Annotated in this window: 17 protein-coding genes; 6 read left to right on the forward strand and 11 right to left on the reverse strand. The window is 68.5% G+C overall.

Annotated features, from left to right (window positions below; genetic code table 11):
- The first annotated feature begins 287 nt into the window (after nucleotides 1-287).
- Entirely contained in the window at nucleotides 288-1,103 is an 816-nt protein-coding gene (locus tag ACFVVM_RS17025; RefSeq protein WP_387618628.1) for a hypothetical protein, read from the forward strand.
- Nucleotides 1,104-1,152: 49 nt separating this feature from the next.
- Here ACFVVM_RS17025 and ACFVVM_RS17030 read toward each other — a convergent pair whose 3' ends face one another.
- Together ACFVVM_RS17030 and ACFVVM_RS17035 are read right to left on the reverse strand one after the other, a co-directional pair.
- A complete protein-coding gene (locus ACFVVM_RS17030; RefSeq protein WP_387618630.1) occupies nucleotides 1,153-2,022 on the reverse strand; it encodes a MaoC/PaaZ C-terminal domain-containing protein in 870 nt (289 codons plus the stop codon).
- Nucleotides 2,022-3,377 carry a 3-oxoacyl-ACP reductase gene (locus ACFVVM_RS17035; protein ID WP_387618632.1) on the reverse strand — a complete coding sequence of 452 codons (1,356 nt, stop codon included), beginning with the start codon at nucleotides 3,375-3,377 and terminating at the stop codon, nucleotides 2,022-2,024. Before ACFVVM_RS17035 ends, ACFVVM_RS17030 begins: the two co-directional genes overlap by 1 nt.
- Before the next feature lie 172 nt (nucleotides 3,378-3,549).
- On the opposite strand from ACFVVM_RS17035, the gene ACFVVM_RS17040 reads away from it, so the two are divergent.
- Nucleotides 3,550-4,884, forward strand: coding sequence for an acetyl-CoA C-acetyltransferase (locus ACFVVM_RS17040; protein WP_387618635.1), 1,335 nt, complete (start codon nucleotides 3,550-3,552; stop codon nucleotides 4,882-4,884).
- An 86-nt stretch (nucleotides 4,885-4,970) separates the two neighbouring features.
- Here ACFVVM_RS17040 and ACFVVM_RS17045 read toward each other — a convergent pair whose 3' ends face one another.
- The 3 genes from ACFVVM_RS17045 to ACFVVM_RS17055 form a co-directional block, all read right to left on the reverse strand.
- Nucleotides 4,971-5,174 carry a hypothetical protein gene (locus ACFVVM_RS17045; protein WP_387618638.1) on the reverse strand — a complete coding sequence of 68 codons (204 nt, stop codon included), beginning with the start codon at nucleotides 5,172-5,174 and terminating at the stop codon, nucleotides 4,971-4,973.
- 228 nt (nucleotides 5,175-5,402) lie between these two features.
- Nucleotides 5,403-5,636, reverse strand: a complete 234-nt coding sequence (locus tag ACFVVM_RS17050) for a hypothetical protein (protein ID WP_387618640.1) — start codon at nucleotides 5,634-5,636, stop codon at nucleotides 5,403-5,405.
- 137 nt (nucleotides 5,637-5,773) lie between these two features.
- Nucleotides 5,774-6,991, reverse strand: a complete 1,218-nt coding sequence (locus ACFVVM_RS17055) for a PucR family transcriptional regulator (RefSeq protein ID WP_387618643.1) — start codon at nucleotides 6,989-6,991, stop codon at nucleotides 5,774-5,776.
- 150 nt (nucleotides 6,992-7,141) lie between these two features.
- On the opposite strand from ACFVVM_RS17055, the gene ACFVVM_RS17060 reads away from it, so the two are divergent.
- Both ACFVVM_RS17060 and ACFVVM_RS17065 read left to right on the forward strand, forming a co-directional pair.
- The gene (locus ACFVVM_RS17060) at nucleotides 7,142-8,563 is read left to right on the forward strand and encodes an aldehyde dehydrogenase family protein (RefSeq protein ID WP_387618646.1); all 1,422 of its coding nucleotides are present in this window, start codon (nucleotides 7,142-7,144) and stop codon (nucleotides 8,561-8,563) included.
- A 31-nt stretch (nucleotides 8,564-8,594) separates the two neighbouring features.
- Nucleotides 8,595-10,544 (forward strand): GMC family oxidoreductase N-terminal domain-containing protein, encoded by a 1,950-nt coding sequence (locus ACFVVM_RS17065; protein ID WP_387618649.1) that lies wholly within the window; start codon nucleotides 8,595-8,597, stop codon nucleotides 10,542-10,544.
- A 37-nt stretch (nucleotides 10,545-10,581) separates the two neighbouring features.
- On the opposite strand, the gene ACFVVM_RS17070 is transcribed toward ACFVVM_RS17065, so the two are convergent.
- The 3 genes from ACFVVM_RS17070 to gnd all read right to left on the reverse strand — a co-directional run bounded on the left by ACFVVM_RS17070 (nucleotide 10,582) and on the right by gnd (nucleotide 13,598).
- A complete protein-coding gene (locus tag ACFVVM_RS17070; RefSeq protein WP_387618652.1) occupies nucleotides 10,582-11,562 on the reverse strand; it encodes an alpha/beta hydrolase in 981 nt (326 codons plus the stop codon).
- A 116-nt stretch (nucleotides 11,563-11,678) separates the two neighbouring features.
- Entirely contained in the window at nucleotides 11,679-12,380 is a 702-nt protein-coding gene (locus ACFVVM_RS17075) for a hypothetical protein (RefSeq protein ID WP_387618655.1), read from the reverse strand.
- 186 nt (nucleotides 12,381-12,566) lie between these two features.
- On the reverse strand, nucleotides 12,567-13,598 hold the full coding sequence (gene gnd / locus ACFVVM_RS17080; protein ID WP_387618658.1) for a phosphogluconate dehydrogenase (NAD(+)-dependent, decarboxylating): 1,032 nt from the start codon (nucleotides 13,596-13,598) through the stop codon (nucleotides 12,567-12,569).
- 333 nt (nucleotides 13,599-13,931) lie between these two features.
- On the opposite strand from gnd, the gene ACFVVM_RS17085 reads away from it, so the two are divergent.
- Nucleotides 13,932-15,794 (forward strand): VanW family protein, encoded by a 1,863-nt coding sequence (locus ACFVVM_RS17085; protein ID WP_387618661.1) that lies wholly within the window; start codon nucleotides 13,932-13,934, stop codon nucleotides 15,792-15,794.
- A 7-nt stretch (nucleotides 15,795-15,801) separates the two neighbouring features.
- Here ACFVVM_RS17085 and ACFVVM_RS17090 read toward each other — a convergent pair whose 3' ends face one another.
- The 3 genes from ACFVVM_RS17090 to ACFVVM_RS17100 all read right to left on the reverse strand — a co-directional run bounded on the left by ACFVVM_RS17090 (nucleotide 15,802) and on the right by ACFVVM_RS17100 (nucleotide 19,019).
- Entirely contained in the window at nucleotides 15,802-17,091 is a 1,290-nt protein-coding gene (locus ACFVVM_RS17090) for a DUF5685 family protein (RefSeq protein ID WP_387618663.1), read from the reverse strand.
- A gap of 83 nt (nucleotides 17,092-17,174) precedes the next feature.
- Nucleotides 17,175-17,774 (reverse strand): TetR/AcrR family transcriptional regulator, encoded by a 600-nt coding sequence (locus tag ACFVVM_RS17095; RefSeq protein WP_387618666.1) that lies wholly within the window; start codon nucleotides 17,772-17,774, stop codon nucleotides 17,175-17,177.
- A gap of 84 nt (nucleotides 17,775-17,858) precedes the next feature.
- Nucleotides 17,859-19,019 carry a glycoside hydrolase family 3 N-terminal domain-containing protein gene (locus ACFVVM_RS17100; protein WP_387618669.1) on the reverse strand — a complete coding sequence of 387 codons (1,161 nt, stop codon included), beginning with the start codon at nucleotides 19,017-19,019 and terminating at the stop codon, nucleotides 17,859-17,861.
- A gap of 113 nt (nucleotides 19,020-19,132) precedes the next feature.
- Between ACFVVM_RS17100 and ACFVVM_RS17105 the strand changes: the two genes are divergently transcribed.
- The gene (locus tag ACFVVM_RS17105) at nucleotides 19,133-19,600 is read left to right on the forward strand and encodes a universal stress protein (RefSeq protein ID WP_387618672.1); all 468 of its coding nucleotides are present in this window, start codon (nucleotides 19,133-19,135) and stop codon (nucleotides 19,598-19,600) included.
- Nucleotides 19,601-19,606 lie beyond the last annotated feature (6 nt).

The following is a 19,606-nucleotide window of genomic DNA, read 5'->3' on the forward strand; positions in this document are numbered from 1 at the left end:
AGCAATTCCTTAGCTCGCGGAAGAAAACACCGGTCGGTAGACCAAGAGATCCGATAAGTCCAGATTCAGCAAATAGTTCGCTATTTACCCTGGCGAAATTGAGTAATATCACAGCTAATTCACGTAACGAGCCATCGTCGGCAGGCGATCACCGCATCCACCGTGGACGCCGAGATTCCGAAATACATTGCTGTACTCCACCTTTGGGCTCCTGACTAGGATGAACTGAGCACCGCCCGCCGGATCGAGCCGCAGGGCCGCCCCCCGAGACCCGAGGTCCCTCTCCGATGCGCGCACCACTCCGGCAAACCGGATTCCTCAGCCGCGGCGCGCGCGGCGACATGCTCACGGGAGCTTCGTTCGCCGCCGTTGCCCTCGGAATTCTCTTCGTGGTGCTCGGTCTCGCGATCGATGAGCCGACGATCGCGACTCTGAGCCTGTTCCTGCTCCCCCTCGGAGTAGTCGGCCTGGCCGACTACTACGCCGAGAAGGGCGAGCGTTCGCCCGTGGTCCACCACACGGACGATCCGAGCACGGTGATCCTGCGCTACCGCCCACTCCGGCCACTGGTCACCCTGACGATATTCACGCCGATCGCGGGCATCAGCGCGATCTTCGGTTGGTTCCAGGGCGGCCTGACCGAAGTGACGTTCAACGGGATCGTCCTCTGTCTCTGCGTCCTGTTCATGGCCGTGATCTTGGCCATGAGTCGGCGTTCCATACGGATGATCGTTTCGCCGAACTCGCTCAGGGTGCAGATGCCCTGCCTGGATTGGGAATTCGACTGGGACAACGTCCTCGGGGTCAACCGCGCCGAAATGCAGCACAATGACGCCGTCGCCATCATGTGCGCCAGGGCGGGCATGCGGCGGCATCGTCCGGACAAGCGAGGGGCCGCGCAGTTCAAGTCGAGTCGTCGAGAGCGTAACGGGCCGTGGCTGATTCCGGCCGAGGTGTTCTGGGGTGTGCCGACCGATCTCCTCGTCGAAGCGCTGATCTGTCTGCACGAGGACCCGGAGTTGCGGGCGCGACTCTCTCCCGCATTGCTGACGGATCTGCTGGCCCACGGATTCGAAGCCGACGTGCTCGACCATGGGGAGTGACGGCGAAGGGCCGTACATCCGGTGGATGTACGGCCCTTCGGGTGTCGGCTCAGCGCAGGGTGGCGGTGAGGTGGGGGTAGCCCTTTTTGGGGTGGAGGATGGAGAGGTTCCAGCCCGATTCGGCCTGCTCGGCGTAGATGTTGATCGACGAGGGCAGGAAGATGGGCTTGCCGAATTTGACCGCGTAGGTGGCCTTTTCGGGGATGCGGCCCTCGATGGTGCTGAGGATGTCGGCCGCCGACCACATGCCGTGGGCGATGGTCTTGGGGAAGCCCATGGCCTTGGCGCCCAGGCCGGAGACGTGGATCGGGTTGCGATCACCGGAGGCCGCGGCGTAGCGGTTGATGATCTTCTGATCGACGCGCTGCACGCGCAGCGGGGGCGGCGGGACCTGGTCCTCGGGAGGCGTGGACTTCGGTCCGCCCGAGAGCGAGGTGCGCTGCTGGTGCAGCATGGTCGAGACCTGGCGCCAGACCAGTTCGCGGCCGACCCGGATCTCGGTCACCGCGTCGATCAGCAGGCCCTTCGGGTGTTCCCGGAGGTTCTCGATGTGGGCGGTGAAGTCGAGCGGCTCGGCGACCGAGATCTCCCGGGTGCGCTCGATGACGTTCTCGAGGTGCACCGAACCGACCGCGGTGAACGGGAAGTCCCGCGCCACGAGCAGTTCCATCATCAGCGGGAACGACAGGATGAACGGGTAGGTCAGCGGCAGGGTGTCGCTGAACCGCAGACCGGTCGCGTGGCAGTAGGCGGCCAGGTGATCGGGGTCGACCTGGAAACCGTCGAGCACCACGCGGCGATCGGGCAGCGCGGGCTTGCGGCCCGAGAGCGGGCCCGGCAGCGGGACGGCGCCCAGCGCCGCCTTCGCGTAGAGCCCGCCGTTCTTCGGAACCTCGGAGAGGGTGATCGTCTGGGTCATCAGGCGCCGATCAGGCTCTGACCGCAGACGCGAACCACGTTGCCGCTCACCGCGTTCGACGCCGGGCTGGCGAAGTAGGCGATGGTCTCGGCCACGTCGACGGTCTGGCCGCCCTGCAGCAGCGAGCTCATCAGGCGACCGGCCTCGCGGGTGCCGACCGGGATGGCGGCGGTCATGGCGGTCTCGATGAAGCCGGGGGCCACCGCGTTGATGGTGATGCCCTTCTCGGCCAGCAGCGGGGCCTCGGCGTCGACCATGCCGATGACACCGGCCTTGGAGGCGCCGTAGTTGGTCTGGCCGCGGTTGCCCGCGATGCCCGCGATGGAGGACACGTCGATCACGCGGCCACCCTCCTTGAGCACACCCTTGGCCACCAGGCCGGAGGTGATGCGGTGCGGGGCAGCGAGATTGACGTTGATGACCGAGTTCCAGCGGCCCTCGTCCATGTTGGCGAGCAGCTTGTCGCGGGTGATGCCCGCGTTGTGCACGACGATGTCGATGCCGCCGAAGCGCTCGACGGCGAACTCGGCCAGACGCTCGGCGGCGTCGGGAGCGGTGACGTCGAGGGCCAGGGCGGTGGCGCCGACCTTGTTGGCGGTCTCGGACAGGGCCTCGCCGGCGGCGGGGATGTCGGCGACGATGACGGTGGCGCCGTCACGGGCGAAGACCTCGGCGATGGTGGCGCCGATACCGCGCGCGGCACCGGTGACCACGGCGACCTTGCCCGCGAGGGGCTTGTCCCAGCTGGCGGGGGCGACGGAATCGTCCTTGCCGACCCGGATGACCTGGCCGTCGACGAAGGCCGACTTGCCCGAGAGCAGGAAGCGCAGGGTGGACTCGAGGCCGGTCGCGGCGGCGCCCGCCTCGGGATGCACGTAGACCAGCTGGCCGGTGGCGCCGCGCAGCAGCTCCTTGGCGACCGAACGGGTGAAGCCCTCGAGCGCGCGCTGGGCGATCTGCTCGTCGACCGAGCCGACCAGCTCCGGAGTGGTGCCGATGACGACGACACGCCCCGAAGGCGCGAGGTTGCGAATGGCGGGCTGGAAGAATTCGAACAGCTGCGCGAGCTTGTCGATGGAGTCGATGCCGGTGGCGTCGAAGACGAGGGCGCCGTACTTGGTGCCCGAGTCGAGCGAATCGGCGACGGTGTAATCGGCGAGCAGCGCGCGGACCGGTTCGGCGAGGCGGCCCTTGCCGCCGAGCAGGACCGGACCGGGAAGCGCGGGCTCGCCCGCCTTGTAACGACGCAGCTCTGCCGGCTGGGGCAGGCCCAGCTTGCTCGCGAGGAACGCGCCGGGGGCGGAGTGGATGAAGGATCCGTAGAGGTTGGGTGCACCCTTGCTCTTGGCTGCCACTTTTCCTACCTTCTCTGTGCTCGACGTGTTGTATGACCGTGCTCGCCCAGTGTCCCCCGTGTTGGCGCACATTTGCGGGTACGGTGTCGACAACGAACTTACTCCAGAGTAAGTTTAATGTAAACCGATACGCCTGACGTACCCGGAACCGACGAGACCATGGAGAACTCGAGTGACAAGCAAAGCCCGCTCGGCGACGGCCAAGGCCAAGACCCCCGCCAAGACCGCGAAGACTGCGCGCCCGGTCGCGATCGTTGGTGGTAACCGCATCCCGTTCGCTCGTTCCGACAAGGCCTACGCGAAGGCCTCCAACCAGGACATGTTCACCGCCACCCTGGACGGGCTGGTCAGCCGCTTCGGCCTGCAGGGCGAGCGCCTGGGCATGGTCGTCGGCGGCGCGGTGCTCAAGAAGGTCGGCGAGCACAGCCTGATCCGCGAGAGCGTGCTCGGCTCGAAGCTCTCGCCCTACACCCCCGCCCACGACCTGCAGCTCGCCTGTGGCACCGGCCTGCAGTCGGTGGTCACCGTGGGTGACGCGATCGCGCTCGGTCGCATCGAGTCGGGCATCGGCGGCGGTGCCGACACCACCTCCGACGCGCCGATCGGCGTCAGCGAGGACATGCGCGAGTGGATGCTCACCGCCAACCGCGCCAAGACCAACAAGGACCGCCTCAAGCTGGTCGGCCAGCTGCGTCCGGGGATGCTCGGCATCGAGATCCCGCGCAACGCCGAGCCGCGCACCGGGCTGTCGATGGGCGAGCACGCCGCCATCACCGCCAAGGAGTTCGGCATCGCCCGCGAGGCGCAGGACGAGCTGGCCTACCTCTCGCACAAGAACATGGCCGCCGCCTACGACCGTGGCTTCTTCGACGACCTGATCACCCCGTTCCTCGGCCTGACCCGCGACGACAACCTGCGTCCCGGCTCGACCGTGGAGAAGCTGGCCACCCTCAAGCCGGTGTTCGGCACCAAGCTGGGCGACGCCACCATGACCGCGGGCAACTCCACCCCGCTCACCGACGGTGCCTCCGCGGTGCTGCTGTCGAGCGACGAGTGGGCCGCCGAGCGCAACCTGCCCGTGCTGGCGCACCTGGTCGACTCCGAGGTCGCCTCGGTGGACTACATCCACGGCCCCGACGGCCTGCTGATGGCGCCCACCTACGCGGTGCCGCGCCTGCTGGCCCGCAACGGCCTGACCCTGCAGGACTTCGACTACTACGAGATCCACGAGGCCTTCGCCTCCGTGGTGCTGGCCACCCTGGCCGCGTGGGAGTCCGACGCCTACTGCAAGGAGCGGCTGGGCCTCGACGGCGCGCTCGGCTCGATCGACCGCAGCAAGCTCAACGTCAACGGCTCCTCGCTGGCCGCGGGCCACCCGTTCGCCGCCACCGGCGGCCGCGTCGTCGCCTCCACCGCGAAGCTGCTGGCGGAGAAGGGATCCGGGCGCGCCCTGATCTCCATCTGCGCCGCGGGCGGCCAGGGCGTCGTCGCGATCATCGAGCGCTAGTCCACACGACGGCGGGTGGTCTCCGATTCGGAGACCACACGACGGCGGGTGGTCTCCGATTCGGAGACCACCCGCCGTTGCCGTTCTCATCGTGATTCGAACGAATCCGCCAGCTGGGCTCGCCGCAACCGAAGTTCGCGCAGCGTTCGGTTCTTTGGCGAACCGGCGAAGGGGAGGCTGTCGAAATCCACTGCGGCAGCGGCACCAAAAGCCAAACGCTGCGCCGAGATCGCGGCTTTGGCGGGTAGCCCGATCTCCTCGGCGAAGTCAGCCCTCCGAACCTCGCGCATCTGTGTTGTCGCGCGGGATACCGAAACCAGTTGGGCAGCAGCAGTATTCCGAGTGACAAGCTCGCCGTGGGGTTCGTTCTGAACCTCGTCTCGCGAGACTGTGGCACCTCGCCACTTCACCTGCGCCAAGGCCCTGGCCGAGTACACATCAATGCCGCCATCAGCGCCATGCGCAGTCAGTTTCGCATCGTACCCATTCGGAAGCCACCCGCCGTTGCGTTCATGGCGTCAGCGGCAGAAGGGGATGTAGTGGGGTTCGGGGGAGGCCCAGGTGCCGCAGAGGATGAGTTTGAGGAAGCCGAGGGGGAAGTCGAGGACGGCGGAACCGGTGCCGGCGGAACCGGATTCGGCGATCGCCACGGCCGGGGCGGGGGCGGGGGACGCGAGGGCGGGGGACGCGCCCGCGCCGAGGACTGCGACGGCCGCGGTGGCAACCAGGATCCGGGTCATTCGACGTTGCATGGCAAGCCTTTCGAAGAAACTGAGCGAAGCTAACTATCTGATCGGGCGGCTCCACGCGATCGTTACCGACGACCTTCCGGGATCGAAGCTCGAATTCCGCTGCGTCGGAAGCGGATAGAAAATCGGCGATCCGGGCGTCAGGGGCCGAAGGTGTCGATGACGGCCAGGGCGAGTTCGACGTGGACGCGACGTTCCTCGATCGGGTGACCGAGCATGGCCTCGGCCTGGCGGACGCGGTATCGAATGGTGTTGGGGTGGACGCCGAGGAGCTCGGCCGTCACCTCGGCGTTGGCCGCGTGGATCAGGTATCGGCGGACGGTGTCGCGTAAACGCGCGGCGGCGGTGTCGGCTGCGGCGAGGGGGCCGAGTTCGCGGCGGACGAAGGTCTCCATGCCCTCCTCGCCAGCCAATCCCGCTGCGAGGCAAGCCAGTTCCACGTCCTCGTAGCGGGTCACGGCAGTGCCGTGCGCGCGCCGGGTCGCGACGGTCTGCGCCGCGCGCGCTTCGCGGTGGCTCTGCCGAAAGCCCGGCAGGCCGGGCGCGCAGGTACCGATCGCGACGTGGACGTGCGGGTCGAGCGCGTCGATCACCCCACCGGTCGGGCGCGAAGTGGCCACCCAGCACCAGAGCGTTCGCGCGCCGGTGCCGACTGACAGCGGGCGCGGGGCGGCGATGGCGGTGGCGATCGTGGTCGCGGCGGTCTCGAGCAGGCGCTGCACATCGGTGTCGGGCGCGTCGTCGTCGACCCACAGCACGTACGCGGTGTGCAGGTGGTGCAGCGGATAGGACAGCGCGCGGCCGGCGGCATCGATGTCGAGGGGGCGCCCCGCCAGGATGTCGTGCACGATCTCGACCCGCCGGGCCTGTGACCCGCGTTGCCACTGTTCACGTTCGGCGGTGAAGGCCAGGATCATCGACTCGATGGCGGTGTCGAGCCACTGCGACAGCCTGCTCCAGAACTGCAGCAACGCGGCCGATCGGACGTCGGCGTCGGCGACCTCGGTGGTGAGCAGGTCGGTGATGTAGGTCCAGACCGCACGCTGCCCCACGCGATAGATCGACAGCAGCACCGGCAGGTCGAACCCGCGCCGGGCCAGGGTGCGGGCGAGGTCGAACGCCTCGGGACCCACCTGCACCTCGAAGACGTCACGGGCGACCATCGCCAGGAACCCACGCCAGTGGGCGCGCGTGCTGGCGTGCAGCTCGCGGACCAGCGATGCGTCCGTGGCTATCTGCGGCACCGCCTCCAGGATCCGCGCATCGGTGAGCCCGACCAGCCGGTCGAGCGTGTCCCGGCTCTCGGCCTCGCGGACGAACTGCTCCAGCCACTGCGTCACCTTCGCCTCGGTGCTCATCCCAGCTCCTTCAGCCGCGTTGTCCCGCCGGACAGCGTGGCGAGACATTGTTGTCGACCGAGACAAGACTATGACGCCCGTCACCCACGATGCTCGAAGTGACCCTGTTCACGCCGACAAAACACTTCCCCATCGACGACAGGAGATCCCATGATCGCGCACGATTCTCATTACATCGACGGACGCTGGCAGCCCTCGCACGGGACCGACCGCATCGACGTGGTCGACGCGGCCAGCGAAGAGGTGCTGGCGACCGTCCCGGCCGGTGATGCCGACGACGCGAACGCCGCGGTCGCGGCGGCGCGCAAGGCCTTCCCGTCCTGGGCGGCGACCCTGCCCGCCGAGCGAGCGGGCTATCTGAAGCGCGCGGCCGAAGCGCTGCAGCTGCGCCAGACCGAGATCGCGACGCTGATCAGTCGAGAGGTCGGGATGCCGTTCGCCTACAGCAATGTGGTGCAGGCGGGGTTGCCGGTGCAGTCGTTCGTCTCGATCGCCGATGTCGCGCTGAGCTTTCCGTTCGAGGAGCAGGTTTACAACTCGCTGGTGGTCCGCGAGCCGATCGGTGTGGTCGTCGCGATCACGCCGTGGAACTACCCGCTGCACCAGATCGCCGCGAAGGTGGCGCCCGCGCTCGCCGCAGGCTGCACCGTCGTGCTCAAGCCGAGCGAGGTCGCGCCGCTCAACGCGTACGTGCTGGCCGAGGTCTTCGAGTCGATCGGACTGCCGCCCGGCGTCTTCAACCTCGTGTCCGGCACGGGGACGGGGGTCGGTGAGACCCTGGTCGCGCATCCGGAGGTCGACATGGTGTCGCTGACCGGGTCGACGGTGGCCGGACGCCGCATCGGCGCGGTCGCGGCGCAGACCATCAAGCGGGTGGCGCTGGAACTGGGCGGCAAGTCGCCGCTGATCGTGCTCGACGACGCCGATCTCGTCGAGGCCGTGAGCGCCGGACTCAACGGCTGCTATCTCAACTCCGGCCAGACCTGCATCGCGCTGACCAGGATGATCGTGCCGCGCACCCGGCTCGCCGAGGTCGAGGCCATCGCCAAGGCGGGTGCCGAGGCCATCGTCGTCGGCGATCCCTTCGCGCCGAGCACCGTGCTCGGCCCGCTCGTGTCGGCCGCGCAGCGCGATCGGGTGGTCGACTACATCGACATCGGCATCGCCGAGGGCGCGCGGCTGGTCGCCGGCGGCCCGACCCGGCCCGAGGGGCTCGACCGCGGGTTCTACGTGCGCCCGACCGTCTTCTCCGACGTCACCCCGGACATGGCGATCGTGCGCGAGGAGATCTTCGGACCGGTCCTGGTGATCCAGCCCTACGACGACGAGGACGAGGCCGTCGCGCTGGCCAACGATTCGATCTACGGCCTCAACGCCGCGGTGTTCTCCGCCGACGAAGCACGGGCGATCGCGCTCGCGCGGCGGATCCGCGCGGGTCAGGTACAGATCAACGACGGCGCCTTCAACATCTACGCCCCCTTCGGCGGCTACGGCCAATCGGGCAACGGGCGGGAGTTCGGCAAGTGGGGTCTCGAGGAGTTCCTGGAGACCAAATCGATGCAGCTGCCCTGAACCACAACCACTTTCGAAGGACACGACCGTCATGGAATTCACCACCAAGCAGCGCAAGACACTCACCGCCATCGTCGACACGTTCGTCGCTTCCGTGCCCCGCGAGGACGATCCGACCGGCTTCTTCGCCGTCAAGGGCAGCGATGTCGGTGCCGACCTGGCCGCCGAGCAGTACCTGCTCGCCCACCTTCCCGATGAGCAGTTCGCGGGGCTGCTGCAGCTGATCGACACCGCCGCGCTCGTCGGCCTGAAGAATCAGCCGCAAGCCGTACGCGAGGTGATCATCGGCAATCTCGCGCGCATCACCCCGGAGACGCAGGGTGCGATCGCCGCGCTCTACCAGCTGTCGGTGCTGTTCTCCTACGGCCTCACCGACGAGGCGGGGCACAACCCGCTGTGGACCGGGATGGGTTATCCCGGTCCGGCGCAGACACCGCCGCCGACGCCCAAGACACTGCCGGTCATCGCCCCGACCGGGGACACCACACTGGACGCCGATGTGGTGGTGATCGGCTCCGGCAGCGGTGGCGGCGTGGCGGCAGCGGTGCTCGCGGCGGCGGGCAAGCGGGTGATCGTGCTCGAAGCAGGCGCCTACCGCAACGAATCCGACTTCGGCCAGACCGAACTCGGCGCCTATCAGGATCTGTTCCTGCGCGGCGGGTTCTTCCCGACCGCCGACGGGATGGTCAGCCTCGCCGCGGGCGCCACCGTCGGTGGTGGCAGCACGGTCAACTGGTCCAACTCGCTGCGCACCCCGGACGCGGTGCGCAAGGTGTGGGCGCAGGAGTTCGGGCTCACCGGCGTGGACGGGCCCGAGTTCGACGAGCACCTCGACGCGGTGTTCACGCGGATGAAGTGCAACGAGACGGTCGCCACCCAGAACGAACCGCACCGTCGTCTCTCGGAAGGTGCTGCGGCACTGGGCTATTCCTACAAGGTGGCGAATCTCAACATCGATCCGGAGCGCTACGATCCCGAGCTCGCGGGCTACAGCGGCATGGGTGACCAGACCGGCGCCAAGCAGGGCACCATGCGCACCTTCCTGCAGGACGCGGCCGACGCGGGCGCGCGACTGCTGCCGAACACGAAGGCGCGGCGGATCCTGACCAGGGACGGCAAGGCCATCGGTGTCGAGGCGATCCACACCGATCCCGAGACCGGGCAGACCTCCCGCATCGTCGTCAACGCACCCCAGATCGCCGCTGCCGCAGGCGCTCTGGAGACACCTGCCCTGCTGCTGCGATCCGGCATCGGCGGTCCGGCGGTGGGCACCGGCCTTCGCCTGCATCCGGCGACCCTGGTCACCGGCATCTACGACGAGCCACAGGATCCGTGGTTCGGGCCCGCGATGGCCGGGATCGTGCACGAATTCGCCGAGACCCGGGACGGTTACGGCTACATCATCGAATGCGTGCAGCATCTGCCCGGACTGTTCACCACGGTCGTGCCCTGGCTGTCGGGTGCCGAGCACAAGGAGCTGACGCAGCGCTACCGGTACCGCGCCGACTGGGTGTTCATCGTCAAGGACCGCGGCGCGGGCAGCGTCACCATCGACGCCGATGGTGAAGCGGTGCACTGGTATCCGTTCGCCGACGAGCTGGACCGGCAGAACTTCCGGGAGGCCGCGGTCACCGCGATCCGGATGCAGGAAGCCGCCGGTGCCAAGCAGATCTTCCTGGCCGGTCAGCCGTTCGCACCCTGGCAGCGCGGCGATGACCTTGATGCCTTCCTCGCGCAGGTCGATCAGATCCCGATCGGGCCCGGTGGCACGCCGGTGTTCAGTGCGCACCAGATGTCCAGCGCGAGAATGGGTTCCGATCCGCAGACCTCGGTGGCGAACACCCTCGGCGAGCTGCACGACATCGCGGGTGTCTGGATCACCGACAGCAGCGCCATGCCCACCTGTTCCGGCGTGAATCCGATGATCTCGGTGATGGCGCTGGCCCATCGCACCGCGACCAACATGGCCGCCGCGAACTGACGCGACGCCGCGCGGGTGGTCTCCGGACCACCCGCGCTCAGGCGCCGATGGCGGCGGCGATCAGCGGCCAGGAGTTGTGCAGGTCCTGTTCCCAGTACTTCCACGTGTGGGTGCCCGCGGGGCGGAATTCGGTGTGCGCGGGGATGTTCAGGTCCGCGAGGCGGGCGGCCAGGCGCTGGGTGCAGAGGTTGGTGGCCGCCTCGATGGCGCCGCCGAGAAGGATCTGGTCGGTCATCTTGATCGCCGCGCCCACGTTCGCGCCGGGTGGGAGGGCTTCGGCGGGGCCGGGGAGACCGGTCGCGCTGGAGAGGTAGATGGCCTTGCCGCGCAGGCGTTCCGCGTTGAGGTAGGCGTCATTGGCCCGCCAGGCCGGGTCGCCGGGGGCGCCCCACATGTTGGCGGGGTCGGCGCCCGCGCGGGCGAGGACCAGTTCGATGTAGGCGCGGCTGAGGGGATCCTCGACCGAGGCGCAGCCGCTGTAGGCGCCGACGGCGCGGTAGCGGTCGGGGGCGGCGATGGCGAGATTGAGCACAGCGGTGGCCGACATCGACAGTCCCGCAATGGCATTCACACCGGTGGTGTTCAGCGTCGCGTCGACGATCGGGGGGAGTTCTTCGGTGAGGAAGGTCTGCCACTTGTTGCGGCCGAGCTTCGGGTCGTCGCGCTGCCAGTCGGTGTAGTAGGAGAAGGCGCCCGCGGCGGGGGTGATCACGTTGACGTTCTTGTCGGCGAAGAACTGCACGACATCGGTCTGGTTGTACCAGTTGGCGATGTCCTCGCCGCCGCCCGCGCCGTTGAGCAGATACAGCGTGGGGCGTGGCGCGCTGGTGTCGTAGGGGGTGATGACCTGCAGCGGGATCACCCGGTCCATCGCCGCGGAGTACACGTGCAGCGTCTGGTGCCGCTGACCGGGACGGTCGATGTGATCGAGGCGCGCGGAGTCCGCGCCGGCGGTACCGAACGAGCACAACGACAGCGCCAGCGCCGCGACGACGGCCGCGATCGACCGCTTGGACATCACCATGAACCCTCACCCAGAACGACAGCCGGAACCCGGCCGGACACAACGACTTCCACGAACCCGGCACGCCGGGGCGACAGCGCGAACCGCCCCGGCGACCAGGTGCTACGCGATCAGCTTCCGATCAGATTGCGCAGCACGTCGGAGAGGATGTCGGTGGCCGAGCCGGTGGAGCTCAGCTGACCGTCCGAGGAACCGAGACCGTTGTCGCCGAGGCTGCCGATCACGGTCTCACCGGCATTGGCACCGCGAGCGGTGAAGCAGGCGGTGAGGCCGGGCAGTTCGGTGCCGACACCCACGGTGCCCGCCACGCCCACGCCGCCGCTGGTGATCTGCTGACCGGCCTTGACGCTGCTCGGCACGGGGTAGGTGATGGTCAGGGTGACCGGGTTGCCGGAGTTGACGAACCAGCCGGTGCTGGTGACCTTCCAGCCGCCCGCGTTCGGGGTCGCGGTCACATCCTCGGTGCGCTGGCCGCCGATCGCGTGGTAGGCGGTGATGGTGGTCTTGGTCGGGGCGCCGAAGCCGACGGGCGGGAAGTCGGTGATGGTGTTGACGTACGGGTTGCCGATCCCGGTGGTCCCGACGATCACCTTGTAGGTGACGCTGGTGCCGACGCCGATCGTCTCGGCGCTGGCGACCTTGTCGTAGACGTGGGTGACGCCGACCGTGCTGGCATCCCGCTTGGTGGCGTGGCTGCTGACCGCGCAGTCGGGAGCGGCCGCGGCGATGCCGGAACCGAGGCTGACGCCGACACCCGCCACGACCAGGGTGGTGGCCGCGATTCCCGCGGCGATACGCGAAGTCCGGAACATGGTTTTCCTCCAAAGTCCCGGCGAAGACGGCCGGGACGAATCCTCATCAGGTGGGCTTTCCCCCCCTCTGACCACAAGGTATCGGCCGGACTGGACGGTTGTCCTGAAAAATAAGAACACGTTCTCATTTTTGTGGAACATACCTGTTTAACCTTGTGTTTGCGGGTGTCAAGCCCACTGGACGAGTTACTTCTGCGGCAGCTCGTTGTGGCCGCCGAAGGCCTTGCGCATGGCCGAGAGCATCTTGTCGGCGTAGAGCGCCTCACCGCGCGAGGAGAAGCGCTGGAACAGGGCGGCGGCCAGGACCGGAACCGGGACCGCGGTGTCGATGGCGGCGTCGATCGTCCAGCGGCCCTCGCCGGAATCGGAGACCCGGCCGCTGTAGGAGTCCAGGTTCGGGTCGGCGTAGAGGGCCGACGCGGTGAGATCGAGCAGCCAGGACGCCACCACCGACCCGCGCCGCCACACCTCGGTGATCTCCGGAATGTCCAGGTCGTATTGGTAATACTCCGGGTGCTCGAGCGGGGTCTCCTCGGCGGAGTGCTCACCGTCGGCCCGCGCGGCGCCCACATTGGCGTGGTCGAGGATGTTCAGGCCCTCGGCGTAGGCGGCCATCGCGCCGTACTCGATGCCGTTGTGCACCATTTTCACGAAGTGACCGGCGCCGGCCGGACCACAGTGCAGCCAGCCCCGCTCGGCGGGCGTCGGCTCCCCCGTGCGTCCGGGGGTACGCGGTGCGGCCTCGACACCGGGCGCGATCGACTCGAACAGCGGCTCCAGGTAGCGCACCTGCTCGGCCTCGCCGCCGATCATCAGACAGAAACCGCGCTCGAGGCCGAACACGCCGCCGGAGGTGCCGATGTCGAGGTAGTGGATACCCTTGGGCGCCAACGCCTTCGAGCGCTCGATGTCCTCGTGGTAGCGGCTGTTACCGCCGTCGATGATGATGTCGCCCGGCTCGAGCAGGTCGGCCAGCTGATCGATCGCGGCACCCGTCGCCCCGGCGGGGATCATCACCCACACCACCCGGGGCGTATCGAGCATGCCCACGAATTCCTTCAGGTCCGTGCTGCCCTGGAAACTGTCACCCAGCTCGTTCGTCAGCTCGGTGATGTGGCCCTGATGACGTTCGTGACCGACCGCGGTGTTCCCGTCCCGCACGATCCGGCGCACGATGTTGGCGCCCATCCGGCCGAGGCCGATCATTCCCAGCTGCATCAGTTCTCCCTCGTTGTCCGGTCCCTGGTGGCGAGTCTCACGTCAGATTCTCCCGCCCGGCCCGGCAGGCACGCAGGGCGGCGTCACCGGGGCAGGCGAAATTCCCCGGAATCGGGCTGTAACGCCCCGCTACGGGCCGCGATAAACAGATCGGCTCCGTGTAGTTGCCAGACCCCCGACCCGGCAACTACGCGGAGCCTTCCTGCTGTCGGTCACCGGTGGCCGGGCTGCCATCTGCGCCCAGGCGCATTACCCTTGGCCGGGGCCCCGCAAACATCGGGGCCGGGCGCACCTTCTAAGGACGACGCCATACACCCCTACGGAAGGACCTCCGTGCCCAGCGAGTCGAACGCCGGACGACCGGCCGACCGGCAAAAGGGCGAGGTCGGACTACGCAAGCTGCTCGAAGCAAATCGCACTTTCGATGCCGACACCACCGTTTTGCCCACCCAGCCCATCAGCACCGTCACCCGTGACCGCTGGGCGCCCGCGCCCCCGCCCGGGGCTCAGCCGCCCACCCCGCCCGACAACCAGCAGCTGGTCAAGCGGGTCGGGATCGCGGTCGGCGCCGTTTTGGCGTTCGGCGCGGCCGCCTACCTGGCCGATCTCGCGCTCGGCGCGGGCGAGGTCCCGCGCGGCGTGGTCGTGGCCGGTGTGGACGTCGGCGGGATGGACCGGGCCGAGGCCGACGCTCTGCTTCGCTCCGAGCTCGGGCCGAAGGCCGAACAGCCGCTGCCGGTGCGCATCGGTGACGTGCAGACATCCATGGTGCCCGCCGCCGCGGGTCTCGCGGTGGACTGGGACCGCACCTGGGACGCTGTCGGCGATCAGCCGATCAACCCGGTCAGCCGACTGGTCTCCCTGTTCGGCACCCGCGAGGTGCGGGCCGTGAGCACCGTCGACGACGCGGCGCTCGAACAGCAGCTCGACACCTTCCGCGGGTACGACAACCCGACGGTCGAGGGCACGGTGCACTTCGAGAACAGCGTTCCGGTCGCCGTGGCGCCCGTGCCGGGCCGGGTCCTGGACTCCGGCACCGCGCGCACCACGATCACCGAGCGCTGGGCCGAGAGCACCGAACTGGATCTACCCGTCGTCGCCGCGCCCGTCGAGGTGCGCGAGGAGGCGGTGCAGGCCGCCCTGCGCGATATCGCCACCCCCGCCATCGCCGCGCCGATCACCTTGGCGGGCAAGGACACTCGCGTCACCCTGACCCCCGGTCAGATCAGTGAGGTGCTCAGCTTCGTTCCCGACGGGAACGGCGGCCTCGCCCCTGTGATCGACAACGACGCCGTGATCGCCCTGCTCGCACCGCAATTGGCGGCCTCGGAGATCGAGCCGAAGGACGCCACCTTCACCGTCGGCGCCGGGGCGCCCACCGTGGTACCCGCCGTGGTCGGCGAGAAGGTCGACTGGCCCAAGACGCTGGAGAAGCTGCCCGCACTGCTCACGCTGGCGGGCGAGCGGGCCACCGAGGTGGTCTACGAGCGCATCGAACCGAAGCTCACCACCGAGGCCGCCGAGGGACTCGGAATCACCGAGTCGATCGGCGAATTCACCACCGGTGGCTTCAGCGGGCCCTCCGGGGTGAACATCCGCACCGTCGCCGCGAAGGTGGACGGCGCGGTGGTCAAGCCGGGAGACACCTTCTCGCTCAACGGGTTCACCGGTCCGCGCACCGCGGCGGAGGGCTATGTGGAGTCCGGCATCATCGACAAGGGCAGGCCGAGCACCGCGGTCGGCGGCGGCATCAGCCAGTTCGCCACCACGCTCTACAACGCCGCCTACTTCGCCGGGATGGAAGACGCCGGGCACACCGAGCACAGCTATTACATCTCGCGCTACCCGGCCGCGCGCGAGGCCACCGTCTTCGACGGCGCGATCGACCTGGCGTTCCGCAACACCGCCGAGACCGGCGTCTACATCCAGGCCGTCGCGACCGGTTCCGACATCACCGTGCGGCTATGGGGCACCAAAACCGTTGACGTGGAATCGATCACCGGCGAGAAGTCGAAGCCGACCGAGCCCACCGAGCTGACCCTGCCCAAGGGCAAGGACTGCATCGCCTCCGAGGGCGCGCCGGGCTTCACCATCTCCGACACCAGGGTGATCACCGACCACAAGACCGGTGCCCAGATCTCCCGGCACACGCGGACGGTGAAGTACGACCCCATCCCGGTGGTGAAGTGCGAGTGAGGATTTCCTAGCAGTCGCACCCGCAGCCGCAACCGTCCTTGCCGCAGCAGTCGCCGCAATTGCCGCAGCAGTCACAGCATTCGCAGTCGCACCGTTTGCGCCACGCCTTCTTGCGCTTGCCAGAGCACGGATTGGTGTGATCGCTACAGCAGGCGATGCCGGTGCAGTAGACGCCGAGAATCAGCCCGGCCGCCTCGAGCGGGCCGGGCTTTTTCGGGTCCTTGTGCGGGTTGATGGGGAGTTCGTAGGGCGTGTGCCGCTGGGCGACCGGCCGCTGTCGCTGCTGAGTGCCCGCGGTGGTGCGGCACACGTGCACGGTCGCGATGCCGAGGCCGCGACCGAGGGTGCGCAGCAGACTCGCCAGTGGATCTAGAAGTGCCCAGCGCACGGTCGGCAGCTGGTCGAGTTCGGCTTCGGCGGCGACCTGGCGGATGCGGGATTCGCTCTCGCGCAACAACTCATAGGCGCGCGGCATGTCGGTGCCGGTGGCTTCGAGCGGGTTGAACCGGCCGCGGGCACGGTCGCGTTCGAGGTCTTCGATGGCATCGGCCAGATGGGCGATCCGCCCGACGTGGCGACCGATCTCCTGCAGTGCCGCAACGTTTTCCGGTCGGCCCGCGAGTGTGGCGGTGTGGCCGAACAGCGTGGCCGCGCAGAGCTGGGTCGGCCCCGTGAGTTCGTCGAGCGTTGCCGCCACAGCACCCGCCGACGACCGATCCGGCCGGCCCGCGACGCAACCGGGTACCCGCGACGCGCCTCGGTGCTCTCCGCCTGGGTTCCCCGCCGTCCCCGCCTCCGGGGCGAGCTGGGCACCAGCGCCGACAACCCGCGCTTCCAGGGTGGACTGGGTCGCGATCGCCGCCAGCATCGGCTCTACGTCGAGTCCGATGCCAGCGGCCTGTGTGCGGGCCCGGTCGGCCCAGGTGGCCGAGACACGGCGCATGGGGCGACGGGTGAGCGCGCCGGAGTCGCCATCGTCGACGTGATCGCGAATCTTGGCCGCGCCCAACAGAAGTGAGGCCGTCGCGGCCAACTGCACGCCGGGCGCGTTCGCCGCGACCACCGGGGCGCGCCGCATGCCCCGCAGCGGGCACGGGCCCGCGGTGGTGCGCGCATCGGCCGCGCCGGACTGGGCCTCGGTGAGCACGCTCAGCACGATGGCGTCGGTGTTGGTCGCCGCGCGGGCCAGCTGACCGTGCCCATCACGCAGACCCAGGCACAGCCCGCACATGTGCGCCTGCCACTGCCCCGGATCGATGCCGTATTTCTCCGCGCCGTGCGCACACGGCTTCAACACTCCGAACACTGTCACCCCGTATTCCAAACAACACCGACCGTGCACAATCGCAGGTCGGCGCCGCGGGGGCAACCGGTGGCGCGTTATTCGGTCTTCTTGCGACCGGCCAGACCGCGCCAGGCCAGATCGTCGAGCAGGTCGACCGCCTCGGCCACCTCGATCCGGCCGCTCGCGACCCGATCGGCGATGGCCTCGCCCGCGCCGATCACCGCGGCCGCGACGACCTCGAAATTGGTGCCGGGCTCGGGGTTCTTGGCGCTGGATTCCAGCAGTTTCGCGGTGAGCTCGATGACCCGCTCACGGGCATTGTCGATTTCGGAGGCGAAAGCTTGCTGACCGATTGCCTGCCGGTACAGCACCTGCCAGGACTGCCGATTGCGGTCGACGAAATCGAGGAAGCCCTCGAGCGCGGTGCGGACCTGTTCGTGCGGGGTAAGGTGCGGATTGCCCGCGGGCGCGACGGCCTCGATGAAGCGCAGTCCCTCGCGCTGGATGCAGGCGCGGAACAGCTCGTCCTTGGAGCCGTAGTACAGGTACAGCATGGGTTTGGAGATCTTCGCCTCGGCGGCGATCGCATCCATCGAGGTGTCGTGGAAGCCCTTGCGCGCGAACACCTCGACCGCGGCATCGAGCATCTGCTGCTCGCGAACCGCCCGGGGAAGTCGCTTGGTCCCGCCTGCCATCCACTCTCCTACCGCAGGGTGAACCTCTATCTTACTCCAAGGTAAGATCGTCGGTACCCATTTGCCGCACAGTCGCCACGCCGCTCAGCAGCCCAACGGTGCGCCCTTGTAGCGCGCCATCCGCAGCACAGAGGCGTCGACCTGGTCGGCGGGCAGTTTGCCACTTGCCACCGACTGTTCCAAGCGGTCGAGTACCTGGGGCACCGCGGAGGTGCTGATCCACAGGGCATTGTCGGCACCGGCGACCAGCGCGGCCTCCACCGCTTCCTCGATCGACATGCGGTCGGTGATGGCCGCCATGCCACCGAGATCATCGGTGAAGATCGGGCCGTCGAACGGGGCGGCGCCATAGCCGGTGCCCTCGCGCAGCAGCGACATCACGGCGGGGCTGATGCTGGCGGGCACGTCGGGCTCGGTCAGGCCGGGCACGTCGAGGTGGCCGACCATCACCGCGGCGCCGGAGCCGACGAGCTCACGGAAGGGCACCAGGTCGGTGTCCTGCATCTGGTCCAGCGGCGGGGTGGTGACGGCACCGGTGTGCGAATCGCCCGAGGCCGAGCCGTGCCCGGGGAAGTGCTTGATGACCGAGCCGAGGCCAACCTGATTCGACGCGCGAATGTAGGCGTCGGCGAAGGTGACCACGACCTGGGGATCGTCGCTGAAGGAGCGGTCGCCGATGACGCTGTTGTCGGGCTGGCTGCTCACATCGGTGTCGGGGGCGAAGTTCACGGTGATGCCGAGGTCTTTGAGCGCCTGCGACCGGGTGACCGTGTTCTCGAAGAACTGCTCGGGGGTCTGGGTCTGGGCGATCACGCGCGCCGAGGGGATCGACCCGATCGCGTTGGCCGCCCGGGAGACCCGCCCGCCCTCCTCGTCGATGGTCACCATCAGCGGCACCTTGGCCTGGGCCTTCACCGCGTCCAGCGGACCGCTGGCGAGCAGGCTCGGATCGGTCCAGCTACCGACGAAGATCCCGCCGACCTGCTCGGTGCTCACCACGTTCGACGCGTCGTCAGAACCGGTGATGCCGACGGTGAGCAGCTGGGCGAGTTTCTCGCGCTGGGAGAGCTGGGCGAGATACTCCTCGCCGCACGCGCTCTGGGCGGGGGTGGCCGGTGCGCCCGACTCCCCACTCGCTGAGGTCGCGACGCTCGCCGTGGTGGTCGTCTCGTTCGACGAGCCTCCCGAGCAAGCGGTGGCGACGGTGGCGAGCACTGCGAACACGACCATCGGCGATTTCCGCATGGGCTCCACCGTAGCCCGGACTCGGCCCGATCCACCCCAGCAGGTTCGGATTGAAACCTCCGAACCAGGGGTAATCTGAGAAAACAGACGCTGGACCTGCGCAGGAGGTCGTCATGGCTTGCGATCGGATGCTCATCGCCTACGACGGTTCCGAACACGCCAAACGCGCCATCGAGTACGCGGGCCGCTTCCTGTCCGCCGAACGCGCGATCCTGCTCACCGCCTGGGAACCGATGGTGCGCCAGGCCGCCCGGATCTCGGGCCTGGCCGGGGTGATGCAACCGGAATGGGTAGCCGACGAGGAGATCGAGGACATCGCCTACACCGATGCCCGCAAGATCAACGCCGAAGGCGTGCACCTGGCCAAGCTGGCCGGTATCGCCGCCGAACCGCGCACCGCCGAATGCTCGACCACCATCTGGAACACGATCGTGGACTGCGCCGAGGAACTCGACGTCGACATCATCGTGGCCGGTACGCGCGGTGCGACGGGTCTGCGCGCCCTGCTGCACAGCAGCGTGGCCGAAGCCGTGCTCAAGCACGGACACCGGCCGGTCTTCCTGGTGCCGCCCGAGCACTGAGCGGGG

It is taken from the genome of Nocardia sp. NPDC058176, assembly GCF_042883805.1.
In the GTDB taxonomy this organism is placed as follows: domain Bacteria; phylum Actinomycetota; class Actinomycetes; order Mycobacteriales; family Mycobacteriaceae; genus Nocardia.